At 64.9% G+C, this 17720-nt stretch carries 17 protein-coding genes and 4 tRNA genes; 8 read left to right on the plus strand and 13 right to left on the minus strand.

All coding sequences use genetic code 11. The annotated features are described in order from the left end of the window. The first annotated feature begins 265 nt into the window (after window positions 1-265). Window positions 266-1234, plus strand: coding sequence for a tripartite tricarboxylate transporter substrate binding protein (locus HV793_RS25965; RefSeq protein WP_175214149.1), 969 nt, complete (start codon window positions 266-268; stop codon window positions 1232-1234). Further along, window positions 1231-2871, plus strand: a complete 1641-nt coding sequence (locus tag HV793_RS25970; RefSeq protein ID WP_175214150.1) for an FAD/NAD(P)-binding protein — start codon at window positions 1231-1233, stop codon at window positions 2869-2871. The genes HV793_RS25965 and HV793_RS25970 overlap by 4 nt, the downstream gene beginning before the upstream one ends. On the opposite strand, the gene HV793_RS25975 is transcribed toward HV793_RS25970, so the two are convergent. From HV793_RS25975 to HV793_RS25985, 3 genes are all read right to left on the minus strand, one after another. Next, window positions 2780-3544 (minus strand): IclR family transcriptional regulator, encoded by a 765-nt coding sequence (locus tag HV793_RS25975; protein ID WP_082400883.1) that lies wholly within the window; start codon window positions 3542-3544, stop codon window positions 2780-2782. The genes HV793_RS25970 and HV793_RS25975 overlap by 92 nt on opposite strands. Window positions 3545-3605: 61 nt before the next feature. Next, window positions 3606-4232, minus strand: a complete 627-nt coding sequence (locus HV793_RS25980) for a cysteine dioxygenase family protein (protein ID WP_119450048.1) — start codon at window positions 4230-4232, stop codon at window positions 3606-3608. 238 nt (window positions 4233-4470) lie between these two features. Then, window positions 4471-5082, minus strand: a complete 612-nt coding sequence (locus HV793_RS25985; RefSeq protein WP_156337355.1) for a hypothetical protein — start codon at window positions 5080-5082, stop codon at window positions 4471-4473. Between the two features lie 186 nt (window positions 5083-5268). Between HV793_RS25985 and HV793_RS25990 the strand changes: the two genes are divergently transcribed. The 3 genes from HV793_RS25990 to HV793_RS26000 all read left to right on the plus strand — a co-directional run bounded on the left by HV793_RS25990 (window position 5269) and on the right by HV793_RS26000 (window position 6667). Then, the gene (locus HV793_RS25990; protein ID WP_054453692.1) at window positions 5269-5871 is read left to right on the plus strand and encodes a helix-turn-helix domain-containing protein; all 603 of its coding nucleotides are present in this window, start codon (window positions 5269-5271) and stop codon (window positions 5869-5871) included. A 122-nt stretch (window positions 5872-5993) separates the two neighbouring features. Further along, window positions 5994-6221: a hypothetical protein gene (locus HV793_RS25995; RefSeq protein ID WP_054453154.1), complete on the plus strand. Its 228-nt coding sequence runs from the start codon at window positions 5994-5996 to the stop codon at window positions 6219-6221. Between the two features lie 215 nt (window positions 6222-6436). Next, window positions 6437-6667, plus strand: coding sequence for a DUF3079 domain-containing protein (locus HV793_RS26000; protein WP_054453156.1), 231 nt, complete (start codon window positions 6437-6439; stop codon window positions 6665-6667). A gap of 89 nt (window positions 6668-6756) precedes the next feature. Here HV793_RS26000 and HV793_RS26005 read toward each other — a convergent pair. Continuing rightward, window positions 6757-6833, minus strand: a tRNA-Arg gene (locus tag HV793_RS26005). 336 nt (window positions 6834-7169) lie between these two features. Between HV793_RS26005 and HV793_RS26010 the strand changes: the two genes are divergently transcribed. From HV793_RS26010 to HV793_RS26020, 3 genes are all read left to right on the plus strand, one after another. Beyond that, a complete protein-coding gene (locus HV793_RS26010) occupies window positions 7170-7859 on the plus strand; it encodes a DUF3313 domain-containing protein (protein WP_125473825.1) in 690 nt (229 codons plus the stop codon). A gap of 81 nt (window positions 7860-7940) precedes the next feature. Further along, window positions 7941-9383, plus strand: coding sequence for a DUF1254 domain-containing protein (locus HV793_RS26015; protein WP_054453160.1), 1443 nt, complete (start codon window positions 7941-7943; stop codon window positions 9381-9383). A gap of 98 nt (window positions 9384-9481) precedes the next feature. Further along, entirely contained in the window at window positions 9482-10258 is a 777-nt protein-coding gene (locus HV793_RS26020) for a hypothetical protein (protein ID WP_175214151.1), read from the plus strand. Window positions 10259-10338: 80 nt separating this feature from the next. On the opposite strand, the gene HV793_RS26025 is transcribed toward HV793_RS26020, so the two are convergent. The 9 genes from HV793_RS26025 to cysS form a co-directional block, all read right to left on the minus strand. Next, window positions 10339-10415, minus strand: a tRNA-Arg gene (locus HV793_RS26025). A 75-nt stretch (window positions 10416-10490) separates the two neighbouring features. Then, window positions 10491-10567, minus strand: a tRNA-Arg gene (locus HV793_RS26030). A 100-nt stretch (window positions 10568-10667) separates the two neighbouring features. Continuing rightward, window positions 10668-11732 carry a tRNA 2-selenouridine(34) synthase MnmH gene (gene mnmH / locus HV793_RS26035; protein WP_175181871.1) on the minus strand — a complete coding sequence of 355 codons (1065 nt, stop codon included), beginning with the start codon at window positions 11730-11732 and terminating at the stop codon, window positions 10668-10670. Window positions 11733-11872: 140 nt separating this feature from the next. After that, a tRNA-Ser gene (locus HV793_RS26040) sits at window positions 11873-11965 on the minus strand. 86 nt (window positions 11966-12051) lie between these two features. Next, window positions 12052-13317, minus strand: a complete 1266-nt coding sequence (locus tag HV793_RS26045; protein WP_054453165.1) for an aspartate kinase — start codon at window positions 13315-13317, stop codon at window positions 12052-12054. A 141-nt stretch (window positions 13318-13458) separates the two neighbouring features. After that, window positions 13459-14433, minus strand: a complete 975-nt coding sequence (gene tilS, locus HV793_RS26050; RefSeq protein WP_370540121.1) for a tRNA lysidine(34) synthetase TilS — start codon at window positions 14431-14433, stop codon at window positions 13459-13461. A gap of 151 nt (window positions 14434-14584) precedes the next feature. Then, a complete protein-coding gene (locus HV793_RS26055) occupies window positions 14585-15550 on the minus strand; it encodes an acetyl-CoA carboxylase carboxyltransferase subunit alpha (protein WP_042794478.1) in 966 nt (321 codons plus the stop codon). Window positions 15551-15586: 36 nt separating this feature from the next. Further along, entirely contained in the window at window positions 15587-16231 is a 645-nt protein-coding gene (locus tag HV793_RS26060) for a DNA-3-methyladenine glycosylase family protein (RefSeq protein ID WP_175214152.1), read from the minus strand. A gap of 20 nt (window positions 16232-16251) precedes the next feature. Continuing rightward, a complete protein-coding gene (gene cysS, locus HV793_RS26065; protein WP_119450057.1) occupies window positions 16252-17706 on the minus strand; it encodes a cysteine--tRNA ligase in 1455 nt (484 codons plus the stop codon). Window positions 17707-17720 lie beyond the last annotated feature (14 nt).

Genomic DNA, 17720 nt, shown 5'->3' on the forward strand with positions numbered 1-17720 from the left:
AATTCAATATTTGGGACAAAGAAAACATTATAAGAGCTGACCTTCAAGACTGGCATCATCCAGCCCATCTCTGGCGCATGCTTGTGTATTTTGGCGTCAATCCTAGTGCATTCCCTAGGTGATGTGCTTAATTGTTGACCAGCATAGCACCGTGTGGAATTCTAAGTAAATCATTTATTGATACTTGAATCCTATATTATAGGATTTTAAAAAAAGGGCCGAGACGCTGCATAGGACGGCCCGCACCGACACCAAGGAGACTTCCATGAAAAAAATGTGGCGTATTGCCCTGACGGGCATGGTGCTGGCTTTGGCAGGCGGCGCGGCCGCGGCCGACAACTGGCCGACGAAACCCGTGCGCATGGTGGTCCCCTTCCCGCCCGGCGGCGCGACGGACGCGGCCGCGCGCATCTATGCGCAGCACCTGGGCGACTACCTGGGACAGAGCGTGGTGGTGGAAAACAAGGCGGGCGCGGGCGGAGAGATCGGCGCCGAGTACGTGGCCAAATCGCCCGCCGACGGCTACACCCTGCTGATGGGCGCCGTGGGCAGCCACGCAATCCATGCCGCCATGCCCGACAAGCCCGGCTACGACTTCGGCACCGCCTTCGTCGGCGTGTCGATGGCCACCAGCATGCCCATGGCCGTGGCGGTGAACAGCAACAAGATTTCCGCGAAGAACGTGCAGGAGCTGATCGCCCTGGCCAAGAGCAAGCCCGGCACCATCACCTTTGGTTCGGCCGGCCCCGGCACGTCCCAGCACATGGCAGGCGAACTCTTCCAGGTCGTCACCGGCACCCGGCTCATGCACGTGCCGTATCGCGGCAGCGGCCCCGCCATCACCGACCTGCTGGGCGGGCAGATCGACATGGTGATCGAAACGCTGCCGGCGCTGCTGCCCCAGGTCGCGACCGGCAAGATCCGCCTGCTGGGCGTCACCACCGCCACGCGCGCCACGGCGCTGCCGGACCTGCCCACGCTCGCCGAGCAGGGCGTAAAGGACTACTCGGTCGCGACCACCTACGCGCTGCTTGCTCCCGCGGGCACGCCGCCCGCCGTGGTGGAGAAGCTCTCGGCCGGCATGCAGAAGGCGGCGGCCATGGCTTCCGTGCAGCAGGCCGCACAGAAGCTGGGCGCCGACGCCGTGGCCACCACGCCCGCCGATACCAGCCGCGTGCTCAAGCAGGAAGTCGCCCGCTGGGCCGACGTGGTCCGCTTGTCGGCGGCCAAATGACGGCGCCCGACACGACACCGCAAGCGGCGGACCTGGCCATCGTCGGCGGCGGCTCGGTGGCCGTCAGCTTCCTCTATCAATTCCTGCTCTCGCTGGAACCTGCCGCTGGACGAGCGCTGACGATCGCGCTGTTCGAGCCGCAGGCCGAACCGGGCGCGGGCGAGGCCTACCAGGAGGATCTGCCCAGCAACCTGCTCAACATTCCCGCCGGCAACATGTCGGCGCGGGCCGATCACAGGATGGATTTCGTGGACTGGCTGCGCGCCCAGGATCCCGCCTGGCTGCGCGCGCAGGGCGCGGACTCGATAGCGCCGGCGGACTTCCTGCCGCGCCCGCTGTTCGGCGCCTACATGCGCGCAGTCTACGGACGGGCTTGCGGGCTAGCCCGCGCGCTGGGCATCACGCTCACGCACGTGCGCGGCCGGGTCCGCCGCGTGGCGCCGCTGCCTGGCGGAGGCGTGGGGGTCGAAGCGGAACCGGGTTCGCCCTTCCTGGCGCGTTACGCCGTGCTGTGCAACGGCAACCTGCCTTCGCAGGCGTTTCCGGAATTACGCGATGCGCCCGGCTACTTCAACAGCCCCTACCCGGTCCAGGCGCTGACCCGCGGCATCGCCGCCGACGCGCCGGTCTGCATCATCGGCACCAGCCTGAGCGCCGTGGACGCCATCGCCGCCTTGCAACAGACGGCCCATCGCGGCCCCATCCTGTGCGTATCGCGCAATGGCCGCCTGCCTTCCGTGCGCAGCCCCAACAACCGCGCGCCAGACACGCTGCAACAACTGAGCCCGAAGGGCGTTCCGCGCCTGGCCGCGAGGCATGGAGGCGCACTGTCGCTGGACATCATCGTCACCGCGCTCCAGGAAGAAGTCCCGGCGCTGGGCGGCAGCCTGGAAACCGCGGACGTGTTCGGCATGGATGGCGAGGCCCACGTCGCACTGGACGAGGAGATACGTCGGTCCGGACAGGCCCCGCGCCCGTGGCAGGCGGTGGCGGCCGCGACCAATGCCGCCGTCGACCTGATCTGGCATCTCCTGCCGCAAGCCGAGCGCAGCCGCTTCCAGTCGCAATGGCGTTCGCTGTGGATGGCGCGGCGCGCCACCTTTCCGATGCGCAACGCATTGAAGCTGCAAGCCCTGTTCCAGAACGGCCAGCTGCAGGTCTGTGGCGGTTATCTGGACAGCCGCCACGATAGCGTCAGCGGCCTGTTCCACACGCGCTTGCGCGACGCGACGGGCGCCGTCTGCACTCATGCCAGCCGCTATCTGATCAATGCCACCAGCTTCTCGGTGGACACGCCGCGCACGCAGGACCCGCTGGTGTCCGCGCTATTGCGCGAGGGCCATGCGCAGCCCGATCCCCATGGCGGCCTGGCGCTGGACTATGCCACGGGATGCCTCAAGAACGCCGCAGGCGGGATCGAGCCGGATATCTCGGTGCTGGGTAGCCTCGCGGGCGGCACGTACTTCTGGACTACGTCCATGGATGTCAATGCGCGGCTGGCCCGCGATCAGGCGCAGCGCATCAGCGCGGCGCTGGCGCGGCCCGCTACTGGTCCAGATAGCCCCGGCGATAGCCCATCCCCTGCGAGATGGACTGGGCACAGGCAGCCACGTCCGGCGCCAGCTGCTTCATCCTAGCGGCGCTCAGGCGGTCCAGCGGACCGGAGATGCCGATGGCGGCCACGGGCTGGTCCAGGCTGTTGAACAAGGTCACGGCCAGCCCGCCCACGCCTTCGCGCCATTCGCCGCGATTGACCGCATAGCCGGTGCGGGCGATCTTGCGCAGTTCGTCCTTCAAGAGCGGCATGGACACGATGGTCGACGGCGTATGACGCACGAGCTTGTCGGCGTAGCGCTCGACATAGCCTTCCGGCTGGTAGGCCAGCAACGCCTTGCCCGTGGCGACGGCATAGGCGGGCGCGCGTCCGCCCACCATCGAATAGGCGCGTATCGGCTGGGGGCTGTCGATCTTGTCGACGTAGACCACGTCGAAACCGTCGAGCACGGAAAGGTGCACGGTTTCGCCGGTCTGGTCGGCCAGCGTGCGCATGTAGGGCGCGGCCAGCTTGCGCACGTCCAGTTGGGCAAGCTGACGCGCCGCCAGCTCGAACAGCCGGACCGCGCCGCGATAGCCGCCGCCGTCATCGTCCTTGGTCACATAGCCCGCATGTATCAGCGTCTGCAAGGTGCGGTGCGTGTTGCTGCGAGTCAGTCCGACCCGGGCGGCCAGCGCATCGATGGTGCGCGGCGGATTGTCCACGTCGGTCACCGCCTCCAGCACCATCAGACCTTTGAGCAGCGTCTTGTCCATTTTTTGTTTTCCTAATATTTAGGACAAGAAAATAGCATGGGACGCCGCGCGCGAACAGACCCTAGCGTGCGCCCCCGGCAATGGCGGCCCGCACGGCTTCCGAGCGGTCCCACAGGTTCGGCAAGCTGGCCGACGAATACCCCGACACGAAAGGCTTGGCCTGCCCGGTCGCGGGGTCATACACATGGCGCGACACGGCGCCGATGTTGCCGCCGTAGAGATGCACGCTGATCGATACGCGGTCCGCGTGGGCATTGGAGACCCGGTGGATGTCGCCTTCGGCGGGCGACAGGCGTTCTATGTCGCCCGGCTGCAAAGTGGTCGCGGCGCCCGCGGGCGCGACGCTGCCGTCCTTGCCACGGACATAGCGTTGATTGACCTCGGCCCCGCGCAGCATGCCCACATAGCCCCAGACCTCGTGATCATGCACCGGCGTGAACTGGCCCGGCCCCCACACGAAACTCACCAGCGAAAAGCGCTCCAGGGGATCGCAGTGCAGCAGATACTGCTGGTAGTACTGCGGATGGGGCGCGGTACAGGCCTCGGGCAGCCAATCATCGTGGCGCACCAGATCGGCGAACGCGGCCTGCAGCTCCGGCGTCTGTGCCAGGCCCGTGGGCGTGGCCAACCGGGTCGCGGCGGCGATGAAGCGGCGCAGCCTGTCCAGGCCGCCTTGAGATTCGGGCATTGCGTCTCTCCATGAATTCTGGAAGTCCCAGATTGAAAAAATAGTATCCACGATTCAGGACAGACGCGCATGCTTGCCCCTGCCGCTACCCAGGTAATCGCGCTTGGCTATTCTTGACAGGCCACAGGCCGCGCGAGCAGCGTATCGGACTGGCGGCAAGATTGAAAATGAAAAGCACGCATCTCGATATTCCTCCAGCGCCGCCGCGGCGCGCGTCCAGGCAGCGAGGGCTTCGGCGTCACCACTTGCAGCCCCGATCCGTAACGGTATCCGCCAACAGAAGCGGCAAGGCCAGCAAGCCCATGTCCGCATGGGCGTTCTTGCATGGCGGCCGCGCGCTCTTGGCGATGCCGCGCGCGATCTCGGATTGTTCGACCGGCGCTTTGGGTCCGAGTCGCACGACGGGCTCGCCACGTGCGCGCGGCATGCCCGCCGCTTGCGCATCTTCGGGGCGCCAACCGAAATCGCGCGAAAGATCCGCAGCGCCCGACGGTGGCACGGGTGTCCTGTCCAGCCTCGGCGCGGATGGCGCGGGTGTCCTGCGCGCGCCGGATCGTTGCCCTGCAGCCACGGCCGGCGACGGCGTGTCGACGCGGGCAGGCTGAGCAGGCGCCGATCCGGACGCAGGCTCGTCCTTCGCCGGCTGTTCCTGTGGCATGGGCGGCGACCGGGCGGGCAACAGATCCACGTAGAACGGCAATTCCGGCGCGCGCGCTGCGGGCTCTATCCGGTCGCGCCACCACAGCCCCGCCACCATCGCATGCAACGCGCACGACGCCAGCACGGCCCACCACGCCGCCCTGCTCGCGCGCGGTCGCGCATCCACGATTCCAGCCGCGGCCAGAGACATCGGCAACACTCGGACAGTACGCCCAAAACCCCAGGCAACGCGGCGATGATAGCCTCGCGCGGCGTGAAGATTTGTGAAGATGTTGAGGGCTGATGTGGCGCACAATCATCCGCTCAAGTCAGGCGAGGGGAAACCCCAAATCCCACCACCCGCACCCCGGGATACAGTGGCGGGATAGGTTTGGCCGTGGAGATTATCATTCCGTTTTCCTGGAGACTTCCCGACGTCTTTGTGCGCTCGCCAGACGGTGTCTTGCACCGCGTGGTGCGCCACGCCACGACCGCGGAAACCATCGCCCAACTCGAGAGCATGCCCAGCAACTATCACCTGGACTGCGAGTGCATGCTCGACAACGGTGAAGCCCTGCATTGGATCGGCGACAACCAGTATCGCCAATTGAACGGCGGCGCCATTTTCACCGCCGAAATCGCTACCACCACGCCTCGCGGCGATTCCCGCAAGAGCGCTGCCGCCAAGAGCAGCCTGCGCGACGCCCGCAGAAAATCCGCCCCGCGCAAAACACCCGCGCAGGGGCAGAGTCATTTACCATTAGCTGTCGTCAATCTAAAAACCGGCAACGACTGGAGCCTGATACGCGCCTGGCGTGAGCATCTCAAAATCAGCACCGCTGATATGGCTGCACGACTGGGGGTGGACCACTCCATCTATATCGAACTGGAACGGCCGCGCCCGCGGCCCAGGCAGGTTATCCTGGACCGCGTATCCGAAGCCCTGGGCGTCACTCCCGACCAGCTCGACGATTCATTGTTTGGAGGGCACCTTCATTAGCGCCTGATGCGGGAACATCAAGCTTCCCGCCCTGGCATACTGAAGTGCCTGAACGACTTTGGCGCCGTATATCCAATGGCCCGCGCATGGAGGTATCGCATATGCTCGGCACCGCAAGACGATTGACCGACGTCCTCGCCACCGCGCCGGACGGCACGCTCTACCGCATTGAACGATTCGTCTCAGACCCCGACGCGTATTCCGCGCTGGGCACCTCGCGCTTCGATCCGAAGACGCATTGCGTATGCCGCACCAGCACGGGCGAAAAAGTCGCGTGGCTGGGCGGACAGACCTACCAGCTGCTCAAGAGCGGCACATCCTTGACGGCGGTGGACCGACGACGCCATTAGGCGCATGAGACCGGCGCCGCGCCTCACCGGGCGGCGCTTTCTCCACCCCAATTCCCCAGAACCGCGGCCCGACGCGCAATACTGCGCGCATCGGGCTGCAGGCTCTACGCTTGAGCCAGATCAAGGAATTTCGGGCGCGCCCGGCAGTACGCTGGACATATATCCGGAAAGATCGGCGCCGCCATCGCGGCGCCCTCCGTCAACAGGCATTTCGCATGGCCAAGAAGTTTCCCTTGCACCCGAAGCACCCCGAACGCATATGCTGGGGCTGCGACCGCTATTGCGCCACCGACTCGATGGCCTGCGGCAACGGGTCCGGCCGCACCATGCATCCCGCAGAGACCCTGGGAGACGATTGGTACACGGTTGGAGACTGGGGATTCGACGACGAAGATGACAAGGCCCGAGACCAGGTCCGGGCCGCGGAACCAGCCTCCACGCACTGAAGCGCAATCCGCGCCGCAAAACAAAAAGGCCTTCGATCGAAGATCAAAGGCCTTTCCGTTTTCTTTCCATTTCATCCAAGCAAGAAGCTTGGCGCGCCCGGCAGGATTCGAACCTACGACCCCCTGGTTCGTAGCCAGGTACTCTATCCAGCTGAGCTACGGGCGCTCCGAAAGAGGCGTGTTTATACCATGAAAAATTAAGGGTGCGCAAATCGGACAGGCCGAAGCCTGTGTCCGCGCCGCGTCCGAATCACGCGCCCGCGATTCGTGGCCCGCCTCGGCCGCGCGATTCCTTCCACAAAACGCGCACAAAGGGAATAGTTCAGAAAGCCCGGTTCACTCGTCCGCGTTGCGAAATTTCACGCTTGGAAAAATAATTGGTTTCCTGTGCATATAGGACAAAAAATGCGCCCACGAGCGGAGAAGTAGCTTTTGCACAGGACCTCTCGCCGACGCCTGCAGTCGGGGCTCTCCTGCCCCCCATCTGTCAGAAGGAACTTGCATGGACACCAAGAATTCCTCGGGCGCGTTCGTTCTGGGCCTCGCTGCCGCGATCCTGGCCACAGGCTGTTCCACCGCTCCAAAAACGACGGAGTCCGGCTTCCTGTCGGATTACTCGCTTCTGCACCAGATGCCCGCCCCCGACGGCGGAACCCGCCTGGTCTACCTGAATCCTGATTTCAACGCGTCTCGCTATACCGCGGTGTGGCTTGATCCGATCGAGTACTACCCGGAGCCTCAGCCATCCGCGGACGTTTCCATGGAAACCCTCACGGAGATACGCGTGGCGGTCAACGAGACGCTGCGGCGCAAGGTCGGCGAACAGGTGAGGCTGGTCGATCGCGCCGGGCCCGGCGTCGCCCGTATCCGCATCGCCATCACCGCGGTGGGAACCTCGGAGCAGGCGCTGCGAGCCTATCAATACATTCCCGTCGCGTTGGTAATGACCGAGGCCCGCGCCGCCATGGAAGGAGGCATGGCGCGCAACGCCAGCGTCGCCATCGAGTCGCGGGTCACGGACAGTATGTCGGATGAATTGCTGTATGCGTCCGTGCGGGGTGGCACGGGCGAAAAGGTCGCCAACGCCACCCAGGGCGCGGGCGGCGTCCGCCTGTCCAAACTGCAGCCGCTGATCGATGAATGGACCTCGGGCGCAGCCCGGGAAATAGGCAAGTACGTACGACAACGCTAGAGCAAGGCATCTCGCGGCACAGCTTGGCCTGTGCCGCGGCACTTCGTGATTTTCAACCCATGAGTCCGTTGGAGTGATCCTATGAAGCTAACGCGCCGCACATTGAATGCAGGTGGTCTTGCTCTGCTCGCAACCAGCGCCCTGGGCGCCGCCGCCCGGGCCGCCGATGGCCTGATCGCGGATCTGCCCGAAGGCGACGAGCAGTTCGGACTGGCGACCGATGTCTACATCTACGCCTATCCCCTGGTGACCATGGAGATGACCAGAAGAGTCATCACCAACGTTGCGGAGCCCAAGGGCACGCGAGCGCCGATGGGGAATCTCATCAAACTGCGCCAGTATCCCGACGCCAAGTTCCGCGACGTGACCGCGCCGAACGCCGACACGCTGTACACCACTTCCTTCTTTGACGTCGGCGACGAACCCTGGGTCGTCAGCCTTCCCGACATGAATGGACGCTATGCCCTGTTTCCGATGCTGGACGGTTGGACGACGGTGTTCGATGTGCCTGGCAAGCGCACCACGGGCACGGGTGCGCAAACCTTCGTGGTCAGCGGCCCCGGATGGGAGGGCTCGATTCCGCAAGGCATGGTCCAGTACAAATCTCCCACCAGCATCGTGTGGCTGCTGGGCCGCATCTACTGCACCGGCACGCCGGAAGACTATGCGCAAGTGCACAAGCTGCAGGACGAAGTGAAGCTCTGTCCCTTGAGCGCATGGGGCAAGGACTGGACTCCGCCCGCGGGCAAGGTCGACCCTGCGATAGACATGAAGACCTCGGTGCGCGAACAGGTCAACAACATGGACGCGGTCGAGTACTTCAGCTTGTTTGCGCAGCTGCTCAAGCGCAATCCGCCCAGTGCCGCCGACGCGCCCATCGTCGCGAAGATGGCTTCGATAGGCATCGTGCCAGGACAGGACTTCGACAAGAGCAAGCTCGACCCCGACATTGCGAAGCGCGTTCCGCAGGTGGGCTTCGGACGCATCATGACGCACTTCAAGTCCAGCGGTGGCGACATCCAGGACGTGGATGGCTGGGGCTTCACGACCAAGACGGGCATATACGGCACCAACTACCTCCAACGGGCGCTGGTCACCGCGATCGGCCTGGGCGCCAACCGCCCCCAGGACGCCGTTTATCCCACGTCCCTGAAGTCAGACACCGGCGCCATCAAGCGCACCTACAACGGGTCGGAAAAGTACGTGCTGACCTTCAAGAAGGGGCTTACGCCGCCAGTGTCGGGCTTCTGGTCGCTGACGATGTATGACGCGCGCTACTTTTTCGTCGACAACCCGCTGAACCGCTACTCGATCAGCGCGCGCCAGCCCCTGAAGGCCAAGCCCGACGGCTCGATCGACCTGTTCATACAGCATGAATCGCCCGGACCGGACATGGAGTCGAACTGGCTGCCTGCGCCCAAGGGCCCATTCATCCTGATGATGCGTCTTTACTGGCCCAACGAAAGCAACCCGTCGATCATCGACGGCTCCTGGACCATCCCTCCCGTAAGACGGGTCACCTGATACCTGGGTTACGCCGCACCGGCCCCTGGCCGGTTTTGCGCTCACCGCAGGCGTGATGGATGCGATTCATCACGCCTGCCGTTTGGGGAGGGTTTGCAATGAAAAAGAAAATCATGGGCTGCCTGATCTGCGGGCTGCTGCAAGCCGGGACTGCGCTGGGCGCCGAAGCGGAGCCCGCTTCCGCAGCGGGTACCGTGCCTTCGAACGAATGGCAATTCTCGGTCACGCCCTACTTCTGGGCTGCCGGCCTCTCCGGCAAGGTATCCCATTCGCGCTCGCCCGTCATCGACATCCACTCGGACTTCGACGAGCTGTTCGATAACCTCGACTTCGGCGCGATGCTCATCGGCGAGGCGCGCAAAGGACGCTACAGCGTATTCGGCGACCTGATCTACACCAAGATCGGCACACAGGGAGATACGCCGCGCGGCATCCTGGCCTCCAGTGCGGACGTAAAGGCATCCACGTTCGCGGGACTGCTCGGCGTCGGCTATTCCTTGCTGGAAAATTCACCGCATCAGCTGGACGTCGTCGCAGGCCTGCGCGTCTGGTCGGTCGACACCGACATCACGCTCAAGGGCGCACACCTGAACGGCAGAACGCGCAGCGACGGCGCCACCTGGGTCGACGGCCTGGTGGGCGTGCGCGGAAACTACATGCTGAGCTCGAAGTACTACATCACCGGCTGGGGCCTGATCGGCGCGGGCGGCGCAGAAGCGGATTGGGATGTGGGCCTGGGTCTCGGCTACAACTTCAGCAAGAATGTCTCGGCGGCGATAGGCTATCGCGCAGTGGGCGTGGACTACAGCAGCGGCGGCTTCAAGTTCGACGCCGTGCTGCAAGGGCCGATGGCGGGCCTGACGATCCGCTTCTAGATGGCGGCGCAAAACAAAAAGGCCTTCGATACGAGATCAAAGGCCTTTCCATTTTCTTTGCTGTATTGGCCAAGTGAACTTGGCGCGCCCGGCAGGATTCGAACCTACGACCCCCTGGTTCGTAGCCAGGTACTCTATCCAGCTGAGCTACGGGCGCTCCGGCAAAGAGGCAAAATTATATCAGAAAATCTTGCCGTTTTTACTGCGTTTTCTACTGCACTTACTTCAAACTTGGCGCGCCCGGCAGGATTCGAACCTACGACCCCCTGGTTCGTAGCCAGGTACTCTATCCAGCTGAGCTACGGGCGCATTCGCGTTTGAAAGCAAGCCTTGAATAATAGCGTTATTTCGTGAAGCGCGCAAGTTGGGCACCGATTTATCCGACCACGGCGCCCGCGATGAACCGCAGTCAGGCGGCGTCCGCCCTTGCATCCATTCTTGCCAGCAACGCCCTCGCCTGCTCCACGACGTCGCCGTCATTGGGCCTGAATTCCAAGCTCAGCGCCTGCGGCAATTGCGTGAAGTGCGCATGGCAACTGCGCGCATAGGCCGGATCGTAGTGCCGGTCTATGAGTTCCTGCGCCAGCTCGGCGCGCGCGCCGCTGTCGACCAAGGCCAGCCAGCCGTTCACGCGCTCGCGGCTGTGCAGGCCGATCATGCGCTGAAGCTGCGCCTTGAACGTTGCAGGGTCGTCGAACAGATGGGCGTAGTCCTGCTGCAGAAAGGCCGCGCGATCCTCGCGGCTGGAACGGACCTCGATGCAGGGGCTCGCATGCACCGCCTTCAATAGCGCGGCAGGCAGCGCGACCGCGCCGATCTTGCGGCTCTCCGCTTCGACGAACACCGGCCGCGACGCATCGAACGCCCGCAAGCTCTGAGCAAGTCGCGTGTCGAAACCCTTTTGCGAGGGCTGCGCAACACCGGCCCAGGCGCCCAGCAGCGACCCGCGATGCGCGGCCAGGCGCTCCAGGTCCAGCGTCTGCGCGCCGGCCTCTCCCAATGCATTCAACAAGCGCGTCTTGCCGCTGCCAGTGGGCCCGGCCAGCACGATGTAGCGCAAGCCCGCGGGCAGGCTTTCCAGCGCGTCCAGCGTGGCCTGCCGATAGGTCTTGTAGCCGCCGTCCAGCTGCCGCGCGCGCCACCCTATCATGTTGAACATCGTCGTCATGGAGCCGGAACGCGTGCCCCCGCGCCAGCAATAGATCAACGGCCGCCAACCCTGGCGCCGGTCGGCGAAGGTCGTGTCCAGATGCGCGGCGATATTGCGCGCCACCAGCGCCGCGCCGACGCGCGAGGCCTCGAAGGGCGAGACCTGCTTGTACAGCGTACCCACCACCACGCGCTCTTCATTGCTCAGCACCGGCGCGTTGATCGCACCGGGAATATGGTCATCGGCGAATTCGAGCGGCGTGCGTACATCGATGACTTCATCGAAATCGTTCAGCCGGTCTAGCGTGGCAAGCAGGTGTTTCAAGGAATCTGCGCCTGGAAGGGAATCAGCGATTTTCTCATGCGGCGCAGACCCGCCGCGAGCCCATGAAAAAACCCGCAATCACTTGCGCGATTGCGGGTTTTTTATCTCCGGTGCTGACCGAAGCCAGATCGGAGAGAATCTGGCGGAGATGGTGGGATTCGAACCCACGATGCAGTTTTTAGCCACATACTCCCTTAGCAGGGGAGCCCCTTCAGCCTCTCGGGCACATCTCCGAAGAGAACGAGATTCTAGCACGACTTTTTTCACTCTTGCCCGTTATGGGGCACTTATTGAAAAAAAATCGTGCCGGAGTCTTGAATCAGGCCTTTTCGGCAGGCGCCTGGTCCAGGCCGAAGGCCTTGTGCAGCGCGCGCACGCCCAATTCCATGTACTTGTCGTCGATGATCACCGAGGTCTTGATCTCGCTGGTGCTGATCATCTGGATGTTGATGCCTTCTTGCGAAAGCGTCTGGAACATCAGGCTGGCCACGCCCACGTGCGAGCGCATGCCGATGCCGACGATGGAGACCTTGGCGACCTTCTCGTCGGTGGACAGTTCACGCGCGCCCACGGCGGGGATGACTTCGCGCTTGAGCAGATCAACGGCGCGGGCGAATTCGTTGCGGTTGACCGTGAACGAGAAGTCGGTCGTGCCAGCCACGGACTGGTTCTGCACGATCATGTCGACGTCGATGTTGGCGGCGGCGACCGGGCCCAGGATCGAGAAGGCGATGCCGGGCTTGTCCGGAACGGCCAGCAAGGTGATTTTGGCTTCGTCGCGGCTGAAGGCGATGCCGGAGACAACGGCGGCTTCCATTTTTTCGTCTTCCTCAAAAGTAATCAGCGTGCCCGAGACCATTTCTTCTGCGAGCGGGATAAGCGGGTCGGTCAGCGAGGACAGGACCCGGACCGGCACACGGTATTTGCCGGCGAATTCAACCGAACGGATTTGCAGGACCTTGGAGCCCAGCGATGCCATTTCCAGCATTTCCTCGAAGGAAACGACGGCCATGCGGCGCGCTTCGGGCACCACGCGCGGATCGGTCGTGTAGACGCCGTCCACGTCGGTGTAGATCAGGCATTCGTCGGCCTTGATGGCGGCCGCCACGGCCACGGCCGAGGTGTCGGAACCGCCGCGGCCCAGCGTGGTGATGTGGCCTTCCGGGTCAACGCCCTGGAAGCCCGTGACGATGACCACGCGGCCGGCGTCCAGATCGGCGCGGATGCGCTCGTCGTCGATCGACGAGATGCGCGCCTTGGTGAACGACGAATCGGTGCGCACAGGCACTTGCCAACCGGCATAGCTGCGCGCCGGCACGCCTTCGGCCTGCAGCGCGATGGCCAGCAGGCCGCTGCTGGCCTGTTCGCCGGTGGCGGCGATCATGTCGAGCTCGCGGCTGTCGGGCTGCGGCGTAATCTCGCGCGCCAAGCCGAGCAGGCGATTGGTCTCGCCCGCCATCGCCGACGGAACAACGACAACCTGGTGGCCGGCAGCGTGCCACTTCGCGACGCGACGCGCCACGTTCTTGATGCGCTCGACCGAGCCCATCGAAGTACCGCCATATTTGTGAACGATCAGGGACATCTCGTACTCTGGCTGGGAACCCGCCGCAAAAGGTTGACGGGCAAAGCCGTATATTCTAGCGCGGCGGTAAAAATTTGCGCAGCTTGTGCAAAATTCTGTCCACAGCGCGATTATTTGGGGACATTGGCGGCGCTGATCCGCTTATTCCCGGGGTTCGACCCAGACCCTGCCCCGGTGGCAGCGGATGACGTGGCCAGCCTGTTCCACCCGCAACTGGCGGTCATGGCCCAGGCTGTGCAACCCGCGCAGCTGACGCAGCAGATCGCGCATCCTGGCGTCGGTCGGCATGCGGGCGCCATTGCGTTCCAGCCAATGGCGCAGCACGTGCGCCTGCCGCGCCTCGGACAGCCCGCGCCACGCCTGCAGCGAAAAGCTGGCGCCGTCATCAGAAGGATCGAGCGCGGCGAAATCCTCCCGCGCCACCTCATCCAGAATCTCGGCCGCCTCGCCCATGTGGCGCGCGTGGCGCGCGACGATGGCGCGCCATCCGGGCCAGCGGGCATCGAGCGCCGGCGCCAGCAGTTCGCGCAGGGCAGCCCGGGTGTAGTGCGGATCGGTATTGGTGGGGTCCTGCACCGGACTCCAGCCGCTGGCTTGCGCCACCTCGTCCGCCGCATGCAGGATCGCTTCGCGGCCGATTTCCAGCCAGGGTCGCAGGTAGACCAGCCCATCGCGCCGGGACAGCGGCGCCATGGCTGCCATGCCGACCAGCCCGGTGCCGCGCAGCAGACGCAGCAGGACGGTTTCGGCCTGGTCGTTGCGATGATGGGCCAACAGGATATGCGTCACGCCCTGCTCTCGCGCCAATTGCGCCAGTGCGGCGTAGCGGGCGTCGCGCGCGGCCGCCTCGATGCCCTTGCCCGCGGCCTGCGCCACCTCCACGCGCGCCACCGACAGCGGCAGCGCGAGCATGTCCGCCAGCGTGCGCGCATGCTGCGTCCATGCGTCGGCGGCGTCCTGCAAGCCGTGGTGCACATGGAACAACGCCAGATCCATGCCGAGTTCTCGCGCCACGGGAGCCGCGTGCACGGCCAGCATGGCCGAATCGGCGCCGCCGCTCAACGCCACGGCGATGCGCGCCGGACGCTCGGGCAAGGCCAGCAAGGCGCGGCGCAAGGCCGCGGCAAGCTCGGCCGACACGGGAAGGGAATGAACTACGCCCGCCGAGGCCCGATGCGGAGGATCGGACGCTGGGCGGGCGTTCATGGCGGGATGGCGCGTGGCGCTAGGCCGCGGCGCCGGCGGGGATGCCGGCGCGCTGCCTGCTTCAGGCGCGCACTTCCTGGTAGGCGCCGTAGGACAGCAGGCGCTGGACGCGCTGCTCCACGAGCTGCTCGGGCGTCATGCCCTGGAGCTGGCGCAGGGCATCGCCCAGCGCGCGGCGCAACAGGCGGGCCATGACGCGCGGGTCGCGATGGGCGCCGCCCACCGGTTCGTTGACCACGCGGTCCACCAGGCCCAGGTCCTTCAGGCGCGGCGCGATGATGGCCAGGGCCTCGGCGGCTTCGGGCGCCTTGTCGGCGCTGCGCCACAGGATCGAGGCGCAGCCTTCCGGAGAAATCACGGCGTAGGTCGCGTACTGCAGCATCAGCACGGCATTGCCCACGGCGATGGCCAGGGCGCCGCCCGAGCCGCCTTCGCCGATGATGGTGCAGATCACGGGGACCTTGAGCTCGGCCATGGCATAGAGGTTGTGGCCGATGGCTTCGGACTGGCCGCGCTCTTCGGCGCCGATGCCGGGATAGGCGCCCGGGGTGTCCACGAACGTGAACACGGGGATGCCGAATTTCTCGGCCAGGCGCATCAGCCGCAGGGCCTTGCGATAGCCTTCCGGACGCGGCATGCCGAAATTGCGCGCGGCGCGCTCCTTGGTGTCGCGTCCCTTCTGGTGGCCGATGACCATGCAGGGCGTGCCGTTGAAGCGCGCCAGGCCGCCCACGATGGACTGGTCGTCGGCGTACATGCGGTCGCCGTGCAGCTCATGGAAGTCGGTGAACATTTCGCGCACGTAGTCCAGCGTGTAGGGACGCTGGGGATGGCGGGCGACCAGGGCCGTCTGCCAGGGCGTGAGCTTGGCGTAGATTTCCTTGGCCAAGGTCTGGCTCTTCTGCTGCAGACGTCCGATCTCGTCGGAGATGTCTACGGCCGAATCGGCCTGCACGTAGCGCAGCTGCTCGATCTTGTTTTCAAGCTCGGCGAGCGGTTGTTCGAATTCCAGAAATGTATTGCGCATGTAGTGTGGTTCCGTAGATGGGCTGCCTGGCTTGCGTCAGTATTGGACCGGAGTCGGATCCAGACTGCGCCACAGATACCAGGTCGCCACGGTACGCCAGGGTTGCCACGCCAACGAGACTTCGCGAGCCTCGAAGCGAGAGACAGGCTCGCCGCTGAAATAGTGTAGCGAGATTGCCTTGAGCAACCCGGGATCATCCAGCGGCAGGACATCAGACCGCTGCAGATTGAAAATCAAAAACATCTCCGCCGTCCAGCGGCCTATGCCGCGGATGGCGGTCAATTCGGAAATGACGGCTTCGTCGTCCATTGCCGCCCATTTCTCGGGATGGACCCGGCGTTCGCCGAAATGCACGGCCAGGTCCAGCACGTACTCGGCCTTGCGCTGCGACAGCCCCGCCGCGCGCAGGCCCTCCAGGCCGACGCGCAGCACGGCGACGGGCGTCGGGCGCTTGCCGACGGCCTCGATGAACTGGGTCCAGACGGTGTCGGCCGCCTTGCTGGACACCTGCTGCCCGATGATCGCCCGCGCCAGCGTCACGAAAGGCGTGCCGCGCGAAGTCAGCCAGACTTCGGGATGCTGGGGAATGATCTTTTTCAGGATGCGGTCGCGCCGCATCAGGTGGGCTACGGCGGCTTCCCAGTACTCGGGCTTGGGAATCTCGAGGTCGACGGTGGACATGGCGGGCGGGTCCTGCGGGTTCAAGCGCGACGCCATTGCGTCACGCCGCCCGGCTTGTCGTCGAGTTCGATACCGGCTTCGCGCAGTTCCGCACGGATGCGGTCGGCTTCGGCGAAGTTGCGGGAGGCCTTGGCGGCCGCGCGCGCGTCGATCAGGGACTGGATGGCCTCGGCGTCCAGCGCACGGCGCTCGCCCTGCTCCATGGCGGCCGCCGAATAGCGCGTGGGCGACTGGAAATAGGCCGCGGGATCCTGCTGCAGCAGGCCCAGCAGGGACGCCAGCGCCTTCAACTGGCCGGCGCTGCGCGCGCTCTTGTTGCGGTTGGCGTCGGAGGCCAGTTCGAACAAGGCCGCGACCGCGCCCGAGCTGTTGAAGTCGTCGTCCATGGCCGCCTTGAAGGCCTGGGCCTGCGGCTCGTTCCAGTCGATGCCCTGCGTGTCGGCGGGCACATTCTGCAGCGCCTGGTACAGGCGGTCGAGCGCGTTCTGCGCGTCGATCAGGTTGTCCGGCGTGTAGTTCTGCGAGCTGCGGTAATGGTTGCGCACGATGAAGAAACGCACCATCTCCGCTTCGCGCGGGTTGACGCGGTAGACGGCCTGATCGGCCGCCGGTTCTTCCTGTGCGATGGTCTGGCGGATGGTGCGGAAATTGCCCAGGGACTTGGACATCTTGTCCGAATCGACCATGAGCGGGCCGCAGTGCATCCAGATGTTGGCCAGCGCGCCGCCGAAAGCGCCCTCGGTCTGGGCGATCTCGTTTTCATGGTGCGGAAATTTCAGGTCCGGACCGCCGCCGTGAATGTCCAGCGGCAGGCCCAGCAGCGACTTGCTCATGGCCGAGCACTCGATGTGCCAGCCCGGACGGCCCATGCCATACGGCGATTCCCACTTGGTGTCGGCAGGCTCGTCGGCCTTGGCGGACTTCCACAGCACGAAATCCAGCGGATCGCGCTTGGCCGAACCCACGGCCACGCGCTCGCCGGCGCGCAGGTCATCCAGCGTCTTGCCGGACAGCTTGCCGTAGCCGGGAAAGCCGCGCACGGCGTAGTTCACGTCGCCGTCGTCGGCCTGGTAGGCCAGGCCGTTCTGCTCGAGCTTGCCGATGATGTCCAGCATCTCGCCGACGTACTCGGTCGCGCGCGGTTCGCGGTCCGGCGTCTGGACGCCCAGCGCACGCTCGTCGGCGTGCATGGCGTCGATGTAGAAGTCGGTGACTTCGCCGATGCGGCGGCCGGTCTCGACGGCGCGGCGGATGATCTTGTCGTCGATGTCCGTGATATTGCGCACATAGTCGACCGCCAGTCCGCTGGCGCGCAGCCAGCGCTGCACGACGTCGAACGACACCAGCATGCGGGCGTGGCCCAGATGGCAGAAGTCATAGACGGTCATGCCACACACGTACATGCGCACCTGACCAGCCTGGGCCGGCTTGAACGGTTCTTTGGTACGCGACAACGTGTTGTAGATTTGCAGCATGGCGCTTATAGGCT

The organism is Achromobacter aegrifaciens, assembly GCF_902859965.1.
In the GTDB taxonomy this organism is placed as follows: Bacteria; Pseudomonadota; Gammaproteobacteria; order Burkholderiales; family Burkholderiaceae_B; genus Achromobacter; species Achromobacter aegrifaciens.

Bases quoted from the DNA above. Each gene is read 5' to 3' on its own strand.
- HV793_RS26020 (WP_175214151.1), top strand. From the start codon at position 9,482: ATGAAAAAGAAAATCATGGGCTGCCTGATCTGCGGGCTGCTGCAAGCC.
- HV793_RS26000 (WP_054453156.1), top strand. From the start codon at position 6,437: ATGGCCAAGAAGTTTCCCTTGCACCCGAAGCACCCCGAACGCATATGC.
- HV793_RS25980 (WP_119450048.1), bottom strand. From the start codon at position 4,232: ATGCCCGAATCTCAAGGCGGCCTGGACAGGCTGCGCCGCTTCATCGCC.
- HV793_RS26055 (WP_042794478.1), bottom strand. From the start codon at position 15,550: ATGCGCAATACATTTCTGGAATTCGAACAACCGCTCGCCGAGCTTGAA.
- HV793_RS26015 (WP_054453160.1), top strand. From the start codon at position 7,941: ATGAAGCTAACGCGCCGCACATTGAATGCAGGTGGTCTTGCTCTGCTC.
- HV793_RS25975 (WP_082400883.1), bottom strand. From the start codon at position 3,544: ATGGACAAGACGCTGCTCAAAGGTCTGATGGTGCTGGAGGCGGTGACC.
- cysS (WP_119450057.1), bottom strand. From the start codon at position 17,706: ATGCTGCAAATCTACAACACGTTGTCGCGTACCAAAGAACCGTTCAAG.
- HV793_RS26010 (WP_125473825.1), top strand. From the start codon at position 7,170: ATGGACACCAAGAATTCCTCGGGCGCGTTCGTTCTGGGCCTCGCTGCC.
- HV793_RS25985 (WP_156337355.1), bottom strand. From the start codon at position 5,082: ATGTCTCTGGCCGCGGCTGGAATCGTGGATGCGCGACCGCGCGCGAGC.
- HV793_RS25965 (WP_175214149.1), top strand. From the start codon at position 266: ATGAAAAAAATGTGGCGTATTGCCCTGACGGGCATGGTGCTGGCTTTG.
- HV793_RS26045 (WP_054453165.1), bottom strand. From the start codon at position 13,317: ATGTCCCTGATCGTTCACAAATATGGCGGTACTTCGATGGGCTCGGTC.
- HV793_RS25970 (WP_175214150.1), top strand. From the start codon at position 1,231: ATGACGGCGCCCGACACGACACCGCAAGCGGCGGACCTGGCCATCGTC.
- HV793_RS26060 (WP_175214152.1), bottom strand. From the start codon at position 16,231: ATGTCCACCGTCGACCTCGAGATTCCCAAGCCCGAGTACTGGGAAGCC.